We start from the raw sequence: 20,062 nt of genomic DNA on the forward strand, positions 1-20,062 counted from the left end.
AAATTGATTTTGAATCAATAAGATACCACCCTTGCGCACTTATACATGCCGCTAATATACATCATCAGGATAATGCAGTTAAACCAACGTCAATCGTGGTTGAAAATTGCTGCCACGCAGTAAGTGCGATTTAAGGTGTGCGATAGTCGACTGTGTTTGGCTACTCAAACTGGTGAGCAAAATCAGTGATGGTCTAGACTAGGTTCTGTGTGAAAGTCGGGGGACGATCCACCCGAAATGAGCAGTCGTTCACGCGCCAGAAGACAGCATCCATTCTGCCAGAACAGTCAGACTCTCTGGCGGTGCCGGTCTAGCGACTTCGAAATCTTGACGGCATTCATCAAAATTGCCAAGACAAAGGCGGATTGAGCCTTCACTCATGGCTATATGGAATTGTTAGTACCATCCCAGGCGAGAAAACAAGGACGCTTTACTAGGCCTAAACATCCATTCAATTAAATCCAAACTCGGAATATTTTGGCCGAGCCACAAACGTAAAAGTGTCTTCTGATTAGCATTATAAAATCACTCTTGAGGTCTTGGGGCAGACTCAGGTCGGATCGTACAGTGGCTCTAACTGGAGGGGGAAGAGCTATCTAAAATGGCCATGCATCATCGCCTATAAAAAAGTTGGTGACTATTACAGGAAAATTTTGTTATGAGAGAGGCTTCTCAGTGCGGGGTTTAATCGGTATCAATAGGCCAGTCTACGGAAGCCAGAGGGGATGGATAACGCGCTAAAAGGTTTTACAAGGCGTAGCTGCAAGAGCGAACAGCATCGAGCTAGCATGCCAAGACTATTGAGAGCGATCAGCGTGCTTGCGGTGTTATTCCGAACTCAAAGTGCTCGCCGGATAATTTTCAAGCGGAATTAAATACTGAGCGCAGGGCTCCGTATACCTATCATGGATAGTGATAATTTGTCGGTTAAAGTATAGGTAGAGTGATTTTTATGACATCTTCATTGTTCCTGTTCCTGTTCCTGTTCCTGTTCCTGTTCCTGTTCCTGTTCCTGCTCAAGGTAATGAATTGTTGGTTGTATCTGTCTTTCGTGTATTAGTATGGAGTCTCTTTTTATGATTGTATTTGATTTCAAGAGTGTTGATTTTTTCTTTCTGAAAAGTGTTTCGATCTGGTCCTTTTGTGGGGTTGGAAGACCTTCTGGGCAGGGGGTTAATGTTTCAATTTGAAGCATTAATTTGCAGATTTCGGTCAGGGCTTCGCTGAGTTTTTCAGTGAGAGTGACAGCTGCTATTTCATAAATGTCGAGTTGTTTGCGGTGGAGCTTGTTTAGCTCGTTGAGTTGGTCGCGGTATTGGTTTTTTACTTCAAGTCCATTTTTAATTAGCCATTCCAGTGTTTCAGTTATGTTGCTGCGTCTTGATTTGGCTAAATTTTCCAGATGTTTCTTTGTCGAGGTCGAAAGTATAAAGTTGCTGGGCTTTTTCCCGTTTAGGCTTTCTCTCAGTTTCTTTTGGCGCCAGGCGCCTTTCATCTTTCTTAAAATCTCTCGTATTTCACTGCTTTCAGGCCATTTCTCAGATTCCCTTATAAGCCCGTCGTAGGTGGTTTGCTCGGGAATATTTGCTCTGTGGTTGTTTAGGTATCGGATGGCCCACTTAAGCATGTTTGGGTTGTCTTTTTCTATCCATTCAAGTCTGTTGTGTGCCTTTTTCAATGAATTCCTCGCCAATGCGTTTATTAAAGTTATATGGAGTGATTTTTAGTGTTGCGTTACGGAGTGACGTTACGTAGTAGCATAGACTATTCTCCATGCGCTTGAAACAGGGTGTTATTCTACGATTTAATGGCCGCCTTCCTGAAGAGGTGAGGGTGGGTGATGCACTGCGTTCTGTTGGGTCTTGGATTGGCTGGGGTCAGCCCTGAGGCGAAGTTTGTCCTTGTAAGGTTCGTGCAGCTGTACGGGTTGTGGGAGTCGATCACAATCGGGGTTAAGGAGTTAGCCAAGGCCTCAGGTGCTACGGATCGTGTGGTATCTAGCGCTCTGGCTGAATTGGTGGCCGAAGATCTTTTGATACGCACACCTATTGTCTGCGGGCGGGGACGCCCCAAGAGTGGATATCGGGCGTCAAGTAAGTTGTCTAGGTTGTTAGAAGACGAAAACAAAAAACTCAATGTGATAAATAGACCGAGAATTGATCACGTACTGAACCCTTCTGCGGAAAATTGTAAGGGTGGCTTGAGTGTTTGTAATAGGTTGCTACTGTCCACTCTGCTTCTATACGCCGATCAATTTGGGATTGTACGGGGAATCGGAGTATCCAGGCTGTCCCAGGCTACTGGTCTGAATCGAGATCGAATAAAGGCCCAGGTGCACAAGCTGATCGCTCTGAGGGTCATCAGAGGAGTGATTCCGGGTGTTGCAACATCTGTTGTATTGGGCGTTTCAAAGTCAGTTTACTTTATTAATTTTCATCATGGGTTTTTTCAAAAAGGTAGTTCGGGAGCGATCGTGCTAACTTTCGTCTCGAAATCCAGTGGGGATTCGGGGGAGATGAGTGAGATTGCAGCCATCATTGGCTCTGCGGGGCTTGGCAAAGGGCTGGAATTCGAGAGGCATAAAAAGTTTTCTGGAATACTGCCTGATAGCGATAGATTTAATGCGCTGGCGGGGTTGTTTTCTTCTTTAGCCAAGGATAGAAGCTCGTCGAGGGCGCTTCAGGTTAGATTGGAGGAGTACGCGTCAGGGCTACTGTCCAAGCATTGGAAAGCCTTGGAACTAGGTCAGTTTAATTCTGATGATGAATTGCAGCTGCGAATCAAGAAAGATTTCAGTAAAGGAACGGGCACAGGGCGAGATTTCAAGGATGATGGCCTTCGAAGCGAGCTGTTTTTTGAGTTTGTTTATGTAGTCGCTGTTTTGATGGCTCGGCGTGTGCAGAGTTTGGTTTTAAGTGCTAAGGGTTTTGCGTACGAAATTGCCGGGTTGCAGATCCTGCCGAGTTTTGAGCCCGGTACATACTTTGGGCGGTTTGCTGTTGGCCGGTCTTTGTTGATTGTTCCTGGTAATAGTTTTCGAGCAGGAGAGTGCTATGTCATGAATGAGAGCAATCTTGGCGAGCCTACGTGTGAGAGGTTTTCAAGTGAGGAGGAGGTGCCTGAGATTGACCGTTATCGTTTTGGCCTTCTTTTTCAGGTTCATACTCCCACGCGCTATCGGTATCGGGGGTAAATCGCTCTGTATGCCAGTAATGGTCAGTAACTCTTTACCGGCCTCCTAGATCCTGTGTACGGATTTGAGGAGTTGGTCATGCGCATACTTCGAATGAAAACGGTTATTGAAATTACTGGTCTGGCCCGATCTACGGTGTATAAGTACGTTGCTGAAGGGATATTTCCGAAGCCTATTTCGTTAGGCGGGCGCTCTGTTGGCTGGTTGGAGTCAGAGGTTCATTCCTGGATTCAGTCTAGGCTAGTTGAGCGAAATTAGTAGGTCTTGATGGGCTTGTTCTTGGCAGCTGGTCTGCTTCTTGTTTGATTTATTTTCTTTCAATGAAAACATCATGTCCGGTTGACTCCCGGACATGATGTTTTTTTGCCGGACCTTTTGGTGGCGTTGTTTTTCTGGCTCTGAACAGGAACGTTTTAACTTTCTCTAGGGTTTATGCTTTTGGAGCTTTCGGTGCGGGTAGTATGCTTTAGTGTTCTAAGTGCTACTGTTTAATAACTCCTGCCTATCACTCATGCAGGGCCTGATATTGAATCATTAGGTTAAGGTGATAGAGGTCCCTCTAACGGGTATCTATCATGAATGTCTAATTTATACCTTGCGGTTGGCAGTATGGTTTAGGTGATCGATATTGAATTTTGGTATCTGCGTGATGAGCTCATTGAGGTCTAGCTAAATGGGTTGCGGTGAACGTGTAAATAACTACCAAGCCGACTGAAGATATGAACTTCAGTAGAGTAGGTAGTAACCATGCGTCGTTTTTCAGAGAACCGTAATCTTCGTTTGTACTCAGCAGATACTTTCCAGGGCCTGCCGATAATGGGTGAAAAAGGCCCTTTTATACTTGGATACCTTGAAGCCCTGAGTCGCACCATCAACCTTGCACTTGATCAGTATCCTAGGGTGATTGCGTTCAGGGTGGACCTGCGTCTTCCGCGTTTTGGGGGTATTCCGGATGATGCGTTGTCAAACCGTGTGATTAGTAGGTTCATCGAGTCGTTCAAGGCAAAAATTGAGCATGACCGTGAGAAAGCACGTGAGCAGCACAAGTACGCCCATGCCTGCAGGGTGCGTTACGTCTGGGCGAGAGAAGTGGGCTGGGGAGGGCGACCGCATTACCACCTGCTGATCCTGCTTAACAGAGACGCCTACTACACAGTCGGGCGGTTGCAATCACAGAGGCCTAATATGATCAGCCGCATGCAGGAGGCTTGGGCTAGCGCTCTGAAGTGCGAGGTTGAGCAAGTGCAGGGCTTGGTGGAAATCCCTAAGAACGCAGAGTACCGAGTAGATCGGAATGTTCGACCTGGAAATGTGGACCAGTTACCTGAACTGTTTCATCGAGCTAGTTACCTCTGCAAAGCTGCCACAAAGCGTTATGGGGATGGAGCTCATGGTTTTGGATGCAGTCGAGGGTAGAGGGTATAGAGAACCCTCTCTGCTCTGAGTGGTATTTGGTCTGTGTAATTCAAAAGGCTTCCGGCCGGCTGGTTGCGTTCGCTGTGTTGAGCTTGATGCCTTGCCCATTGCCCAAAATGGGCTACTGGCGGTTTTTGCGCAATTGCATGGACTTGACCACCCACTTGCATTGCCGCTGACCAGTCAATTGCATCCGAGCTGACCAACCGTGCAATGACGGCTTTGGGTTCTTTGCCGATCATAGTTACGAAGCGTGCTGGTCAGCTCGGATGCAATCAGTGGTCAGGTCGAACGCAAACGGTTGGCCAAGTGGGGTGCAATTTCGCAGGATTTTAGCTAATGGTGTCGCTAGCCGAGAGGGGGCAGCGCATGAGAGATAGATCGCACAGTAAAATTATGGACGAGCAGTTTCGTGCAGCCCCTGTCTATGCTGCAGAATCTTTCGCCCACATCCTACGTGATTGGGGCCGGCACCGGCAGAGCTGGCCAGTTTGTTACAACAGCTAGCCGTTGCATTTGGAGCGCGCTACCAGACTCAAGGCGCTCAGGGTAAGGTGAGCTGTCCACCCATTCGTCACGGTGTACGTTGACTCCGTATCATCCCGTCGGAACCTCTTGTGAGCATCGCCGGTGCTAGGGATTGTATGAAGCATGCAGTTGCCGTGCTCAAAACGGTGGTTCTCTGAACACAAGAAATCTTTTCGCCTAAGGCTGCCAGTAGGGTGTGCAGGCTGTTAAAATTTCCGTCATTTTTTCATCGTCCGGAAATTGTTAATGAATCAAAGGGTCGGTTATGCCTGCGTCTCGACGGATGACCGGAGTCTGGATTTGCAACGTGCTGCGCTACATCTGTCAGGCGTCCAGTCGATCTACGAAGAGAAGGCAAGCGGCAAGGCCGCTAGTCGCTCGGAGTTGAATCATTGCCTGAAGGCCTTGCGTGCCGGCGACACCCTGGTGGTATGGCGGCTCGACCGACTCGGACGCAGCTTGCCTGATTTGGTGCGTATCGTTGTAGAGTTGGACGGCAAAGGCATCGGTTTCGAAAGCATCACCGAAAAAATCGAGACAGCGAGTGCCGCCGGAAGGCTGGTGTTTCATGTGTTTGCCGCATTGGCTGAGTTCGAGCGCAACCTGATCCGGGAGCGAACGCAGGTCGGCTTGGCGGCCGCACGTGCGCGCGGACGTTCCGGAGGCCGTAAGCCCAAATTGGATGCTCAACAAATCAGGGAGATCAGGCGGCTCATGGCTGACCCAAATATCCCCGTCAGCCAGATTGCAGAACGCTATAAGGTCTCTCGAACAACTCTTTATAAGGTGGCGCCTCGCGGTTCTGACTCCACAGGTAGCGAGAAGGCAGAAGCTAGCGTAACAACACCACGAGTAAGTGTATGAACGCCGTAGAAATTGAACAAGCTATCACCGATCTAGCGGAGCAGCCGTTTGACCCGGCAGAGTTCCCGTTCTCCTTCCTTGAGGCGTTTGGCAACAAGGCAACCACCATTAAGAAGCTGCGCGCGGGTGCGTCGAACAAGTCCGACCTGGGTGGTGTGCTTCAGACCAGCAACATACATATCCTGACCTGCGATGCTGGAAGGGTGACGCAGATGTTGACCGCCCTCAAGGCCAGTCCAGCGACAGCCAAAGCCAAGGCGAAATTCATCCTTGCCACTGATGGCGCAGTCTTTGAGGCCGAAGACCTTACCAACGGCGAGACCATCGCCTGTGCTTACACCGACTTCCCGGATCACTTCGGTTTCTTTCTGCCGTTGGCGGGCATCAGCACCGTTCGCCAAATTAGCGAAAACGCCTTCGATATCCGCGCCACCAGCCGCCTGAACCGGCTATACGTCGAACTGCTGAAAGACAACCCTGCCTGGGGCACGGCAGAGCGTCGCGAAGATATGAACAAATTCATGGCGCGGCTGATCTTCTGCTTCTTCGCCGAGGACACCGATATTTTCGGTGGCAGGGGCAAATTCACCGGAACCGTTTCGCGGATGAGCGCCGGGGACTCGACCAATACCCACGAGGTCATTGCCACCCTATTCCGGGCTATGAACACCAAGCGCGAGGATCGGCTGGCTGCCGGGCTTCCCCGCTGGGCCAATGTCGACGACTTCCCCTACGTCAACGGTCGCCTGTTTTCGGGTAGTGACGAGGTACCGCGATTCAGCAAGATTGCTCGCTCCTATCTGATCCACGTCGGCGGCCTCGACTGGACCAAGATCAACCCAGATATCTTTGGCTCGATGATCCAGGCCGTTACGGACGATGAGGAGCGCGGCGATCTGGGCATGCACTACACTAGCGTGCCCAACATTCTGAAGGTGTTGAACCCACTATTTCTCGACGATCTGCGTACCAAGTTGGGGGAAGCGGGCGACAACCCGCGCACCCTGCTCAACCTGCGCAAGCGCATCGCCCGCATTCGTGTATTCGATCCGGCCTGCGGCTCGGGTAATTTTCTGGTGATCGCCTATAAGGAAATGCGCGCCATTGAGGCTGAGATCAACCAGCGACGCGGCGAGCCGGATCGCGTGTCAGAAATCCAGCTCACCAACTTTCGTGGCATCGAGCTGCGCGACTTCCCGGCGGAAATTGCTCGACTTGCGCTGGTCATCGCCGAATACCAGTGCGATGTGCTCTATCGTGGCCAGAAGTTGGCTTTGGCCGAATTTCTACCGTTGCGCAACGAGAACTGGATTACCGCCGGTAACGCGCTGCAGCTTGATTGGGAGCAGGCATGTCCTGCAAAGGGCACTAGCGTCAAACTGGTGGGGGATGATTTGTTCCAAACTCCTTTGGATCAGGCTGAAATAGATTTCAGTAATGAAGGTGGTGAAGTCTATCTTTGTGGTAATCCACCTTACCTTGGCTCGAATTGGCAAGATGCTTCGCAGAAGTCTGACTTGCAAGCCGTGCTTGGGCAGCGCACCAACAGTTGGAAGTCTCTTGACTATGTAGCTGGGTGGTTCGTAAAAGCAGCTGATTACTGTGCTCGTAATCCGGCGAGCGCGGCTTTTGTGTCCACCAACTCCATCTGCCAAGGGCAGCAAGTGCCGATTTTATGGCCGTTGGTATTAGCAACCGGTTGCCAGATTATTTTTGCCTACACCTCCTTCAAGTGGGCTAACCTCGCTAGCCATAACGCTGGTGTGACAGTGGTGATTGTGGGACTTTCTGCACATCCATCTGCCTCGCGCAAGCTGTATACAGAGACTATGGCAGAGAGCGGTGAACGACTGGCACTTAAAGAGGTTGCAAACATCAATGCCTATCTAGTCCCAGGAAACAACGTTGCCATTGACAAGCGAAGTAAACCTCTTGCCAACCTTACTGACATGACCAAGGGTAATCAGCCTACGGATGGCGGCCATTTGCTGCTTTCGCGTTCCGAGGTTGATGCGCTTGGTTTAACCCAAGAACAAATGGACCGTTTCATACGACGTATTTATGGTTCTGCGGAATTCATAAGGGGGCTGGAACGGTATTGCTTATGGATTGAAGACGAGAATTTGCCAGAGGCTGAATCCATACCAGGCATTGTTACGCGGATCGAAAGTGTTCAGGCGATGCGTCTGGCCAGTCCTAAACAAGCAACAGTGGAGTCTGCATCTGAGTCTCACCGTTTTGGAGAGGTGCGACAAAAGGGCATTGAAACGGTGCTCATCGTCCCGAGCGTTTCCTCTGAATCACGTGACTATCTGCCCTGTGGCTTTGAGCCTGCTGGCACTATCGTATCCAACCTCGCGTTCGCGCTTTACGACGCCCCCCTTTGGAACATGGCACTTATTGCCAGCCGCCTGCACTTGGTCTGGATCGCGACCGTCTGCGGCAAGATGAAGACAGATTTCCGCTATTCCAACACCCTCGGTTGGAACACCTTCCCTGTGCCGACACTGACCGAGAAAAACAAGGCCGACCTTGCACGCTGCGCCGAGGATATTTTGCTGGCGCGTGAGCATCATTTCCCGGCGTCCATTGCCGACCTGTACGAACCCGGCAACATGCCCGCCGACCTGCGCGCTGCCCATGGGCGCAACGACGAAGTGTTGGAGCGTATCTATATCGGCCGTCGCTTCAAGAACGACACCGAACGGCTGGAAAAGCTATTCGACCTCTATACCAAGATGACCGCTGAGACGGCACTGGCCAGGGGCAAGAAGCGCAACACGGGGGGCAACGCGTGAGCGAGTTAACCCTTTACACCTCTGATGACAGCCAAAAAACAAGGGCAATTAGCCCTGACAGGTATCGCGCTATGACAAAGATCGTCCCCTCTGTTTCAGTCAGCTATGCCCGCAATGGCGTATCGACCACTGCCAATGCGCTGGGTATGCGGCCGATGCAGGAGCGCGCCTATGAAAAGCGTGGCGAGCAGTACCTGCTGATTAAGTCGCCGCCTGCCTCGGGCAAGAGCCGTGCGTTGATGTTCATTGCGCTGGACAAGCTGCAAAATCAGGGCTTGAAGCAGGCCATTATAGTTGTGCCCGAAAAATCCATTGGAGCCAGTTTCAATGACGAGCCCTTGTCAACGTACGGCTTCTGGGCTGACTGGCAGGTCGAACCCAAGTGGAACCTGTGCAACGCGCCGGGCAACGACAACGGTGGAAAGGTCAACTCCCTAGGTGCGTTTCTCGAAAGTGATGACAAGGTGCTGGTGTGCACACATGCAACCTTTCGGTTTGCGGTTGATGCCTACGGCGTAGAGGCGTTCGACGACCGCTTGATCGCCGTTGATGAGTTCCACCACGTATCAGCTAACCCGGATAACAAGCTGGGTGCGCACCTCGGGCAGTTTATTGCGCGGGACAAGATGCACATCGTTGCCATGACCGGCTCCTACTTCCGGGGTGATGCTGAGGCAGTGCTGGCCCCGCAGGACGAATCGAGGTTCGATACCGTCACCTATACCTATTACGAGCAGCTCAACGGTTACGAACACCTCAAGCAACTAGACATCGGCTACTTTTTTTACAGCGGGCCCTATGTAGATGACATTCTCAAGGTGCTCGACCCAGTTGAGAAAACCATCATCCACATTCCGAATGTCAATTCGCGCGAAAGCACCAGGGACAAGGTGCGCGAGGTGGAGCACATCATCGAGGCGCTGGGTGAGTGGCAGGGGGTTGACCCGGTAACGGGCTTCCAGTTGGTCAAAACGCCTGAGGGGGGGGTACTGAAGATTGCCGATCTGGTGGATGATGATGCGCTAAAGCGTGACCGGGTATCCGCCGCATTAAAAGACCCGATGCACAAGCACAACCGCGACCATGTGGACATCATCATTGCACTGGGCATGGCCAAGGAAGGTTTCGACTGGATCTGGTGCGAACATGCGTTGACCGTGGGCTACCGCGCCAGTTTGACCGAAATCGTGCAGATCATTGGCCGTGCTACCCGTGATGCACCGAGAAAAACCCGCGCGAGGTTCACCAACCTGATCGCCGAGCCGGATGCGGCCAAGGCAGCTGTCACCGAGGCAATTAACGATACTTTGAAGGCCATTGCCGCGAGCCTGCTGATGGAGCAGGTTCTGGCTCCGCGTTTCGAGTTCAAACCGAAGAACCCGGAAAGCGGCCCAACGCCGGGTTTCACCTATGGCGAAGGTGGCTACGACCCGGAGCGTTGTAATATCGGTGTCAATGAGCAGACGGGGGCCTACCAGATCGAGATCAGGGGGCTGGCCGAGCCCAAGAGCAAAGAAGCAACGCGCATCTGCCATGAAGACCTGAACGAAGTGATCGCGGCGTTCGTGCAGGACAAGCCTACCATTGAACGCGGCTTGTTCGATGAGGAGCTGGTACCCGAGGAGCTGACACAGGTTCGCATGGGCAAAATCATCAAGGACAAGTACCCGGAGCTTGATGCTGAAGATCAGGAGGCCGTACGGCAGCACGCCATTGCTGCGTTAAACCTCACGCAGCAGGGTAAGCGGCTGGTCACGGAGGGCGAGGGCGAGGGCGACGCGGGGACTGTGCGAGGCAGTGCTGATGGCTCGCCCAACACTGCTCTGATCGATGGCGTGCGTCGTTTTGCGATGGATGTACGCGAGTTGGACATCGACCTGATCGACCGCATCAACCCCTTCGGTGAAGCCTATGCCATCCTCTCCAAAACCATGAGCGAGGACAGCTTGAAGCAAGTTGCGGCGGCCATTTCGGCCAAGCGAACCTCGATCACGCCAGATGATGCCAAGGTGATCGCTAAGCGTGCAGCGGAGTTCAAGCGCGAACGTGGACGACTGCCATCGGCGACCTCGCAAGATGCCTGGGAGAAGCACCTTGCCGAAGGCGCGGCCGCCTTCATGCGTTTCAAGGCGGAGGGACGTTATGAGTAACTCCGATCTTGACGATTTGGCGGCAGAGTTGGCCGAGTTCGCGCCGCCTGACAAGAAAAAAGTACGCCCAGCCAGCGAGGAGCGCGTAATTGCGGGCTTCGAGGAGATTCAGCGCTTCAGAGAGCAGCACGGGTACGTGCCACAGCATGGTGAAGACCGCGACATATTCGAGCGCCTGTATGCCGTGCGCCTTGATCGACTGCGTGCGCTCCCGGATTGCCGCGCCTTGCTTGAGCCGCTGGATCATCATGGCTTGCTTGAGGGGGGGGGAGGCACTGTCGCTGCTGAGGACGAAACTATCGACATCGACGACCTGGCTGCCGAGCTGGCAGGTGTTGCTGGCGAGGACGACATCACGGTTTTGCGCCATGTGCGTACCAACGCCGAAAAGCGCGCCGCCGAGGAGATTGCTGATCGCAAGCCGTGCGAAGATTTCGAGGCGTTCAAACCGCTGTTTGACCAGGTTCGCAGTGCGCTGGGTTCAGGTGTAAGAGTGACTCGGCCTTTCGGGCAGTACGCAACCATTGAAGTGGGCCATTGGTTCATATTGGATGGCCAAACAGCTTATGTGGCCGAAGAAGGTGAAGAGTTCGACTCGCCACAAGGAAAGAAGGATGCTCGGCTGCGCGTCATTTTTTCCAATGGCACGGAAAGTAACCTACTGCGGCTTTCCCTGGCACGAGCTTTGTACAAGGACGACGTAGCACGTCGAATTACTGATCCGGATATGGGGCCCTTGTTCAGCGATTCTCTGGAAGAAGGTGAGTTAGAGAGTGGCACCATTTATGTGTTGCGCTCGTTATCCAACAACCCTTATGTGGCGGAGCACCGCGATGTCATCCACAAGATTGGTGTGACCGGTGGCAAGGTAGAAGCCCGCATTGCCAATGCTGAACACGACTCTACATATCTGCTGGCCAAGGTCGAGGTGGTGGCGACCTACAAGCTGGCTGGTATCAATCGCACCCGGATGGAGAGTCTGTTCCACAGACTGTTCGCCGCTGCGCGATTTGACATCACTATCAACGACCGTTTCGGTCATCCAGTGCAGCCCGAGGAGTGGTTTCTGGTTCCGTTGTTCGTCATCGACGAGGCGGTCACGCGCATCAAGGATGGCAGTATCACTGGGTATGTCTATGATCCCATGGCTGCGAAGCTGGTGAAGGCGTAGGGAAGCGTAATCGCATGAATAGCCCCTGCCGCTCGCTAGGATGAACATCGGGAGGAAGTAGAATGACGAAGCGGCATCAGGAAGGCGAGGCCTAGCCGTTTTTTTATAACTAAAGAAGTTGAGACCCGGGTAATCGAACAACACCACGGATGTTCTGGTGGAGCACCAGTCTGTACCCAAATTCAGGACTGGATGTTGGAGGCACGGCCTTCTTCCTTGAGCACTTGCACACGCGTTTCGTCGCAGTGCTCCGCCCGGCCTTCCAGCAGGGTGTCATATATCAAATTCAAGAGCGGCTGCAAATGCTCGGCACACTGAATCACCCAACGAGCCAAGGTTTGTCGGGATATCTCGATACCATGGCGCCCCAGGGCTTTTTCGAAACGGTACAGCGGCAGGCCATCGACGTACTTTGTGGTCAAGAGCATCGCCAACACACTGGGCAAGGAAAGGCTTTTCGATCAGTTGGGCGGGTTTGCCGGCAGTAGCCGGGGCAGCTCACAGCCGCAGCAGCCGTAAACCTTGCGAACATGCCTGATTACCCGCACACTAGCTGCTGTTGCGAGTGAACATTTGCATAATGGAGCATTGCAGGCAATGGCAACCGAAAGTCTACCTCCGCGTCTAATGCATCGCGGGGCCAACGACGGGTTAACTGAAGAAGAAATACTCCGACGCGACCTTCGAACTGATGCTGCCTGTGCGTCGATTAGAGCGCTTGAAAAACGTTTCTCATTGAATTTGTATTCACGGCAGCACGAAAAGTCGTTGATTCCAGGTATTCCCGATTACATGCACATTAGCGGTAAGCATGTCTTCGGGGAAGCTTGGCTCGACGAAAAACTAGACTACATCGAAAGCCAGCTGGTCGCAGGGCTAGCCAAAGAAGTCATGAAAGGTGTTGGGTCGCGACCGCGCAATGACCGTGAATTAAGTGGCAGTGCTTGGGCCATCGCCCAGCGTCTATCCATTTATCGCTATAGTCTCTACCCTTACGACACTGATTCGTGCAAGTTTGACTGTGATATATCAGGGCTTCGTATAAGCCTGCGCGACGTGATGTGCGACGTGCATGATCGGTTGGTCAAGGACCATATGACCTACCGGTTGTGGGATGACGAGGCCCTGGCTCAGTTGGATCATTACCTGCACTACGAGGTTTGTGAGTCTGAGCTGTTCATCGAGGGTGCTTTGCGCACGGGTGTTTACAGACGACCAGCCACATTGACGGAGTTCCTCAATGGTGTCGATGAGGCCATAGCCGATCTGCCTGAAGTAGATCTTTACGAGTGCCGATTTCCAGACGATTACCCTGAGCAGATTCTATTTTCAGAATATGTGTCGGCACAACACATGACTGAAGAACAGAAAGGCTGGTTGTACCAGAAGTACTTGGAAGTGTACGCCGAGGAAAATGGCATCGACGTACCATTGACCCATCTGGACAGCGCAGATGTTCGGGTACTGCTGGAGGCTGTCGAGCAAGCGCAGGCTGTCCAGCTTCGCTGGTTCGTACCTGAGGGTATTCCAGCGGAAGAGGCGATGGATGAGTTGCTACCGGTGCTAGATAACCAGACCTTGGTGAGGGCACAGCGCAGGGTGCGTAAGGTGTTGGGTCACCTTAAGTAAGTGAGCAGCACAGCCTGCTCCTCTTGCACCTGCAAGTTCGCGCAGACCTGCAGATTCAGAGTGACATACTCGTCCTAGGTGAGCGTGGCGCCAGCGAAAGCTGTGGTTTATCCAAGAGCACCGGCTTTAACTGTGTCGAGGGCCAAATCTTGGGCAGCTTCACCCAATTCCTTTTTGTCTTGGGCCACGTTGAACGCATTGGTCAACAGCTAAATAACGCCACCGATTGCCGCGCCGTACTTCGCGCCCTCCACGCCGGCCCGATGGCTGGTACGAGCGATATCTTTCATCGTCTCGCGTAACGGCTTTTCGGCGTACAGCTCGCTCATTTTTGTCAGCTTCTCTTTGATTACATCTACCCAACGTTTTGGCTGATGCAGGTAAACGCTCTCCCCCAGCCCGAACAACCACCAAAGCGTCTCCTGATCGTCCGGTACGCGCGCGTTCAGCCGTTGCCAGGCAGTGACTGGCAACGGCTTCAGGCTTTGCTCAGGGCTAAGCGGGGTTGCGTTCGGCGCTGCGGGCTGAGAAAACACACATTGAGCGGTTGCAAAGGAAGCTATTGATCCTGCAAGAGCTGCTTCCGATTGAGGGGTTGCCGATAGCAGATGACCGGTAGACAAAGCCCGTAATGACCCCATGATTTCCTCGAGGGTCGAGAGACGAGATCGGTGGCATTCAAGTAAACTGATAAATTTGACGAATTTGTGGAAGCTTAAATGGCCAATCTGGAGGACATCGCAAAAGACGCTCAGGTTCGTGGCCTGCATCGCGACGAGGTTGTTAAAGTCGTCAGTGTCGACAAGGTCGGTGACTTGGCAATCAGTGCCGTCAACCAGAAGAGTGCCGGTGGTTCCGGCGACCAGATGCTGTTTCGCAGCGACGAGTACCGTCTTGAGCTGGCCCAGGCCGGTAAAGTTTGGGCGTTTGATGCCCCAGGTAGCGAATTCAAGCTGGCCTTGGAGGCGCGGTGTATCCAACTGGCGCATCTATTTGATCCGATGATGGCGGTGCACACCAAGAACGAGATCTTCTCCAGCTACCACCAGGGCGAGAAATACTTCCTGGCCATGGTGCTGGTGAATGGCGAACAGGTGAGTGGCCCCTATTACATTAAGCACCCATTCAAGAGCGAACCGGATTTCGGCATTGCCAGCGTCAACTGCGACTTGAGTGAGATGTTATCCCGAGCGATCAAGCCGGAGGAAAGCTTGTGAAACTGGATCTGTTGCGTCTGGAAAACTTCCGCTGCTACGCAGACTTGGAAGTCCCCTTGCATCCACAGCTGACCGTACTGGTGGCTGAAAATGGCCAGGGTAAATCAACCCTGTTGGATGCTATTCGTATCGCGCTCTGGCCCTTCGTCAATAGCTTCGACCTCGCGCGTAATGCTTTCAATGACCCAGGTAACGCTATCGCTATTGATGACGTGCGCCTGCTGCGTCTGACCAGTGGAGATATGGCCCGCCAGTTACCAGCCCGGGTCACCATGTCTGGAGACTTTGGTACCGGGGCAGTCTCTACATGGACTCGCTATCGAGATAAAGAAGCCAGAGCGACCAAGACCAAGGATGACGGGGATACCGGGTTCATGCGGCAGTGGGCTGGTGCTGTCCAGGATCAAATCCGAGACCCGGAAAAGCCGACCTTGGATCTACCGGTATTTGGCTACTACGGCACTGGTCGGCTCTGGGCGCAGAAGCGCCTGACCGAGAACCTGAAAGGCAAAGATGACACTCGGGAAACCGACTTTTATGTCCGCACTTTCGCCTACATGAACTGCCTGGACCCGGCCTCATCCTACAAGCACTTCAAGGAGTGGTTCATCTGGGCGTTCCAGAGTCTGCGCGAGCAGCAAATTCGCCAGCTTGAAAGGCGCGCACGTGTTGAGGAGCTGCAGGCTGCAGAAGATCGTGTTCGCGTTGTCCAGCAGGCCATCGATAGCTTTCTCAATACGACGACCGGCTGGCATCAGCTGGAATTCAGCGTAACTCAGGAAAACTCGTTGGTACTCAGCCATGACCTATATGGCACCTTGGATGTTGATCAACTGAGCGATGGCATCCGAAGTGTGTTAGCCATGATCGGTGACATCGCCTATCGCTGTATCAAACTCAACCCTCATCTGGGGGTCGAAGCAGCACGGCAAACCCACGGCGTGGTGCTGATCGACGAAGTGGATATGCACCTACATCCACGTTGGCAGCAAATCATCCTTACCCAATTGCGAGAAGTATTCCCGCAAGTCCAGTTCGTCATAACCACTCATAGCCCGCAAGTGTTGACGTCCGTACCCTCCGAGTGCATCCGCATTCTGAAGGACAATAAGGTCTATTCCGCGCCACCAGGCACTGAAGGCTCGGAGCCGGAGCGGATGCTTCGGCAGGTGCTTGGTCTTGACGAGGTACGTCCTCCAGCCAGCCTTGCGACCCAAGAGCTTAAGGAATACCTGGCGCTGGTTGATAGAGACCAGTGGAGTAGTCCGCGAGCCCAGGAGCTGCGCAAAAAGCTGGATGAGCGCTATCAGGGGCAGGAGCCAGCTCTGCTTGATGCTGATCTTCAGATCGAGAATCGTAAGTGGGAGCTGGGCGAGTGAAGCGCGTCATTAGGCTTGATGAACCCGCTGAACTGGCGGGGTATCGTGCAGAGAATTCGCGGAGTACTTGGGATCAAATGCGGGGCGACGCTACTGGTCGTACGGCGTATGAGGCTATCCGGCTTCATTTGGTCAATGGGCAGGGCGGCCTGTGTGGCTACTGTGAAATCGACATCCGCGACAATGATTCACGTAAGTGTCGGGTGGAGCATTTCCATCCCAAATCGGATACCGCGACAGCCCATAATTGGGCGCTTGACTGGCAGAACGTGATCGCAGTCTGCATGGGGGGATCTCAGCGTCATGTGCCGGCGCCCTATGCTCTAGATCCGTTACCGTCCAACCTCAGCTGTGATGCCCACAAGGATCAGATGATTGGAACTAGCAAGCTTGCCGAGAATTGTGAGGGCTGGATCATCGATCCAACAGATTTGCCCGCAATCCCAAGCCTGTTTTTCCTAGAGAGAAGTACAGGACGATTGCTGCCCGATGAGCAGGCCTGTGCCCGCATGACGCTGCCGGGGAACAAGCACCCAAGTACGCAGGAGTTGGTGCAGCATACAATCGATATGCTCAACCTCAATTGCGCTCGCTTGTGTGAAGCACGCCTGCGTGTTCACTGGGATATAGAGCGTAATAAGAAGAGCCTGCGCCTTCAGAACATTCGACCTGAGGAAGCCTTGCGCTCACTTGCAGAGCGCTATTTCCGCCAGCGTTGGCCGGGTTTCTTCACCACCATTCGTTTTTGTCTGGGTACTACTGCCGAGCAGTATCTGACTGATATTGGATTTCAAGGTTAACCATGTACGCCATCAAAACTCCCAAAAAGCTCATCGAAGTTGAGGCCATGTTTGCAGGAGCAGGCGTGACCATCGAAGGTACCGCGCGGGCGCTGGTGGGAACCGCAGAGCTGGTACAAGGTGCTCGCTTCCGCCCCTAGCCGCTTTATCGGCCGCTCACTGCTGACTGCGTTGAAAAAGCTCGATGACAAAATAATGGACGCAGGCTCTAAGCCCATATGAGTAGCCCCAGCCGGGGCACCGAAGCAAAAAAATAAGGCGTCAAATCAGCCCCCTCCATGGTGATCTTTGGGCTGAGCCCAAAGATCACCATGGAGGGATCATGACATCTTTCTACAAAAGACCTCGTTCAGCCAACGAGACGCAACCTTCATGACCAACCACCACATGATCCAAGATGCGGGTGCCGACCATGTTCAAAGCGTTCTTGAGGTTGGTGGTCAAGGTACGATCAGCTTGACTGGGCTCTGGGTCGCCGGAGGGGTGATTGTGCACCATAATGATGGCCGCAGCGTTGTGCTCCAAGGCGATCTTGACCACTTCACGCGGGTAGACACTAGCCCCATCCAGCGTGCCCCTGAACAGTTCTCTAAAGCATATAACCCTGTGTTTGGAATCGAGCAGCAGCAGAGCAAAGACTTCGTACTCGTGGTACTGCAGCAGTGTTTGCAGGTGGCTGAAGACCTGCTTGGGTTCAGTCAATGCCCGGCCTTTAGACAAACGGCTCATGGCCAGTTGTTGTGCCATCCGCAGGATGTCGGCCTCGGTGACGGGTGATTCCATGACGTAAGTGCCACTCGCCTCACCGGCTTTGAGCTTGTGATATTTCATGACGGTATTCCTGTGCGAATGGGGGTAGGCTGGAGAGTTTGAGCAGAGCGTTACTTAAAGGAAGGCCCAATGCTGTGCACGATAGCTTGAGCCTCCAGCTTCTGAGCCAGTGAGGGCTTTGAAGGTGCTGTCGGTTGTGGCTCTGCGTTGTTGGACTGGGTTTCATCAGCAGGAAAGAACTCTTCGACAATGGCGCCGGTGTCTTCCTCGCTGTCTTCAAAAGCGCCATTGTTAAAACCCTGCCGGGCTGCGTGATCCAAGGCGCTCTGGTCAAAGCCCGAGGCTTGCCGGGTTTCCTCCAGTTGCTTGGCGGCCAATAGGGCGTCTTCTAAACTCAGTTCACTGCGCACCGTGATATCGACGTAGAAGATCGGCGTGCCATGGCTCTGACGGGTAGATTTGCCACGCAGACGCAGCTCCAATGGCAGGCAGGCCAGGCGATTGCCAGAGATGGCTTGCAGGTAACGCAGACGCGCTGCCAGGGTACGGATGCTGTTGAACCCAGTGGTGCGGAAGACAAAACTGCCCAGTGGGTCGTCATCACCAATCACCACGTTCAGTCGACCGTAAGGTTTGCATGCATTGCCTTGGGCCAGTGGGCAACCATCAGGTGAAGGGCAGGGCAGCGATTGGATGCCGTCCTTGGTCAAACGCTTGCAAGTTTCACCATTGCCGACGCACAACGGCCTGCCGGTAGTACGGTCGAACAGGCTGAAGTCCGCACGAAAGTTGAGGTCTGGTTCGTTGAACAACAAGCGGATCGGAATGCTGCGCAGCTTGCCGTCCTGACCATTGCGCAGTTCTTCGTTGAGTGGATGCAGCAGCCAGCCGTCACGGCTCTGGACTTGCGACGTGATGGTGAACTGATTGTCCTTCTCTGGCAGGCGCTTGCCATTTTTCTCGACGACCTTGCCGATGGAAATGCGCCCGAGTACCGGCGGGGTAATGGCTAAACCTTTAAGCATGGCGGTTATCCTTGATCTGAAATAAAAAAGCCACCGGGACGTGAGTGGTCCGGGTGGCTAGGGTGAGCAGGCTGTTTTAGGCGATCAGGAAGCGACGAGTGCCTGCTTTGGCCTTGGGGTAGCGAGCTTGCAGGTAGGGCTTGTCTTTGAGCATCTGTTCGACATCTAGACCAATGCTGTCCTTGGATTTCTTCCAGCTGATGTAACCCTCGGCAAACTCGGCTCGGGCGGCCTCCCCCATGGCCTGCTGCAGAACCTGCTTGAGCTGCGCCTCCCGCGTTTCCTGCTGAGCAATGCTCAGACGAATAGACTTGAGTTCCAGGAAGGTGCTGCTCAGTTCCGTGTGCTGTCTGAAGTCCAGGGTCTGTCCGTTATCCTCGGGGTAGAGGCAGCGCAATGCCGCTTCCGCAGACGCTGTGCCATCGGCTGGTGGCGGGGTGTCACTGACGACGTAATCCCAGAACAGCCGTTCTAGGTCAATCAGCCGCGTAATCAGCGCCTCGTCGCGTGTGATGCGATGGATTTCCAGATGCTGGCCACCGAGCAGCACCGCCACATCAGCGGCTTGCTTGCCAGTGACTGCAAGCTGGTGCATGACTTGCAATTGCACATATTCGGGCACGCCCTCTTTCCAGAGGCGTGCCCCGTTTATGCCGGCAGTCTTGCACTCTAGGATCTGCACATCGTCGGTACCGATCACCTCGCGGTCGATATTGGCGAGCATCCAGGGCAGCGCCGGATCGGGATGCTGCAGCACCGCGTTGATCCGTCGGACCTTGTGCTGGCTGCGCTTGCTGTAATGCCAGGCCACGATAGGCTCCAGCACATTGCCCCAGTACAGCGGGCTTTCCTCATCGTGAGGATCGACCTTGGGCATGCGGGGATCGCGACCGGTCTTCTCCAGCCACAGCTCCAACTGCGACTTGTAGGGGTTCAGACCCACTGCAGCGGCGGCATCCGAACTGCCGATGCCTTGCTTGCGGATCTGCAACCAGTCCTCGCGGGGCAGCTCCTTGGTGTTGACCAGGCGCAGGGCAGGGCGTTTCTTACGGGTGCTACTATTCAATGACGTTGCTTTCATCGTCTTTACCTGTTGGCATAAAAACGCCCGACCAGCACAA

Annotated in this window: 17 protein-coding genes and 1 pseudogene; 12 read left to right on the forward strand and 6 right to left on the reverse strand. The window is 53.4% G+C overall.

Annotated elements, in window-relative coordinates:
• Window positions 1-961: 961 nt before the first annotated feature.
• Window positions 962-1,678 (reverse strand): hypothetical protein, encoded by a 717-nt coding sequence (locus NJH59_RS11065; protein WP_253086781.1) that lies wholly within the window; start codon window positions 1,676-1,678, stop codon window positions 962-964.
• Between the two features lie 654 nt (window positions 1,679-2,332).
• On the opposite strand from NJH59_RS11065, the gene NJH59_RS11070 reads away from it, so the two are divergent.
• The 7 genes from NJH59_RS11070 to NJH59_RS11105 all read left to right on the forward strand — a co-directional run bounded on the left by NJH59_RS11070 (window position 2,333) and on the right by NJH59_RS11105 (window position 12,120).
• On the forward strand, window positions 2,333-3,193 hold the full coding sequence (locus NJH59_RS11070) for a hypothetical protein (protein ID WP_253086782.1): 861 nt from the start codon (window positions 2,333-2,335) through the stop codon (window positions 3,191-3,193).
• 78 nt (window positions 3,194-3,271) lie between these two features.
• On the forward strand, window positions 3,272-3,451 hold the full coding sequence (locus NJH59_RS11075; RefSeq protein WP_023442851.1) for an AlpA family transcriptional regulator: 180 nt from the start codon (window positions 3,272-3,274) through the stop codon (window positions 3,449-3,451).
• Window positions 3,452-3,940: 489 nt separating this feature from the next.
• Window positions 3,941-4,609 (forward strand): inovirus Gp2 family protein, encoded by a 669-nt coding sequence (locus NJH59_RS11080; RefSeq protein ID WP_253086783.1) that lies wholly within the window; start codon window positions 3,941-3,943, stop codon window positions 4,607-4,609.
• Between the two features lie 774 nt (window positions 4,610-5,383).
• Complete coding sequence (locus NJH59_RS11090) at window positions 5,384-6,001, forward strand: recombinase family protein (protein ID WP_253086784.1); 618 nt, start codon at window positions 5,384-5,386, stop codon at window positions 5,999-6,001.
• A complete protein-coding gene (locus NJH59_RS11095) occupies window positions 5,998-8,799 on the forward strand; it encodes a DNA methyltransferase (RefSeq protein ID WP_253086785.1) in 2,802 nt (933 codons plus the stop codon). The genes NJH59_RS11090 and NJH59_RS11095 overlap by 4 nt, the downstream gene beginning before the upstream one ends.
• 71 nt (window positions 8,800-8,870) lie before the next feature.
• Window positions 8,871-10,949, forward strand: a complete 2,079-nt coding sequence (locus tag NJH59_RS11100; protein WP_253086786.1) for a DEAD/DEAH box helicase — start codon at window positions 8,871-8,873, stop codon at window positions 10,947-10,949.
• Complete coding sequence (locus NJH59_RS11105) at window positions 10,942-12,120, forward strand: GIY-YIG nuclease family protein (RefSeq protein WP_253086787.1); 1,179 nt, start codon at window positions 10,942-10,944, stop codon at window positions 12,118-12,120. Before NJH59_RS11100 ends, NJH59_RS11105 begins: the two co-directional genes overlap by 8 nt.
• A gap of 185 nt (window positions 12,121-12,305) precedes the next feature.
• On the opposite strand, the pseudogene NJH59_RS11110 reads toward NJH59_RS11105, so the two are convergent.
• A pseudogene (locus NJH59_RS11110) lies at window positions 12,306-12,668 on the reverse strand (transposase); the annotation flags it as partial.
• Between the two features lie 49 nt (window positions 12,669-12,717).
• Here NJH59_RS11110 and NJH59_RS11115 point away from each other — a divergent pair.
• Window positions 12,718-13,749, forward strand: coding sequence for a hypothetical protein (locus NJH59_RS11115; RefSeq protein WP_253086788.1), 1,032 nt, complete (start codon window positions 12,718-12,720; stop codon window positions 13,747-13,749).
• Between the two features lie 209 nt (window positions 13,750-13,958).
• On the opposite strand, the gene NJH59_RS11120 is transcribed toward NJH59_RS11115, so the two are convergent.
• Window positions 13,959-14,390, reverse strand: a complete 432-nt coding sequence (locus NJH59_RS11120) for a hypothetical protein (protein ID WP_317618626.1) — start codon at window positions 14,388-14,390, stop codon at window positions 13,959-13,961.
• A 78-nt stretch (window positions 14,391-14,468) separates the two neighbouring features.
• On the opposite strand from NJH59_RS11120, the gene NJH59_RS11125 reads away from it, so the two are divergent.
• Genes NJH59_RS11125 through NJH59_RS11140 form a run of 4 tightly spaced genes read left to right on the forward strand, consistent with a single transcriptional unit; the run spans window position 14,469 to window position 17,285 of the window.
• Window positions 14,469-14,966, forward strand: coding sequence for a hypothetical protein (locus NJH59_RS11125; RefSeq protein WP_253086789.1), 498 nt, complete (start codon window positions 14,469-14,471; stop codon window positions 14,964-14,966).
• Window positions 14,963-16,345 carry an AAA family ATPase gene (locus NJH59_RS11130; RefSeq protein ID WP_253086790.1) on the forward strand — a complete coding sequence of 461 codons (1,383 nt, stop codon included), beginning with the start codon at window positions 14,963-14,965 and terminating at the stop codon, window positions 16,343-16,345. The genes NJH59_RS11125 and NJH59_RS11130 overlap by 4 nt, the downstream gene beginning before the upstream one ends.
• Window positions 16,342-17,145 carry a retron system putative HNH endonuclease gene (locus NJH59_RS11135; RefSeq protein ID WP_253086791.1) on the forward strand — a complete coding sequence of 268 codons (804 nt, stop codon included), beginning with the start codon at window positions 16,342-16,344 and terminating at the stop codon, window positions 17,143-17,145. The genes NJH59_RS11130 and NJH59_RS11135 overlap by 4 nt, the downstream gene beginning before the upstream one ends.
• A gap of 2 nt (window positions 17,146-17,147) precedes the next feature.
• Window positions 17,148-17,285, forward strand: coding sequence for a hypothetical protein (locus tag NJH59_RS11140; RefSeq protein WP_253086792.1), 138 nt, complete (start codon window positions 17,148-17,150; stop codon window positions 17,283-17,285).
• Between the two features lie 193 nt (window positions 17,286-17,478).
• On the opposite strand, the gene radC is transcribed toward NJH59_RS11140, so the two are convergent.
• From radC to NJH59_RS11155, 3 genes are all read right to left on the reverse strand, one after another.
• A complete protein-coding gene (gene radC / locus NJH59_RS11145; protein WP_253086793.1) occupies window positions 17,479-17,976 on the reverse strand; it encodes a DNA repair protein RadC in 498 nt (165 codons plus the stop codon).
• Window positions 17,977-18,026: 50 nt separating this feature from the next.
• Window positions 18,027-18,941, reverse strand: a complete 915-nt coding sequence (locus tag NJH59_RS11150; protein WP_253086794.1) for a hydrolase or metal-binding protein — start codon at window positions 18,939-18,941, stop codon at window positions 18,027-18,029.
• A gap of 76 nt (window positions 18,942-19,017) precedes the next feature.
• The gene (locus NJH59_RS11155; RefSeq protein WP_253086795.1) at window positions 19,018-20,022 is read right to left on the reverse strand and encodes a lambda-exonuclease family protein; all 1,005 of its coding nucleotides are present in this window, start codon (window positions 20,020-20,022) and stop codon (window positions 19,018-19,020) included.
• Window positions 20,023-20,062: the final 40 nt, after the last annotated feature.

Origin of the sequence: Pseudomonas sp. VE 267-6A (genome assembly GCF_024126555.1) — a bacterium.
Classification (GTDB): Bacteria; Pseudomonadota; Gammaproteobacteria; order Pseudomonadales; family Pseudomonadaceae; genus Aquipseudomonas; species Aquipseudomonas palmensis.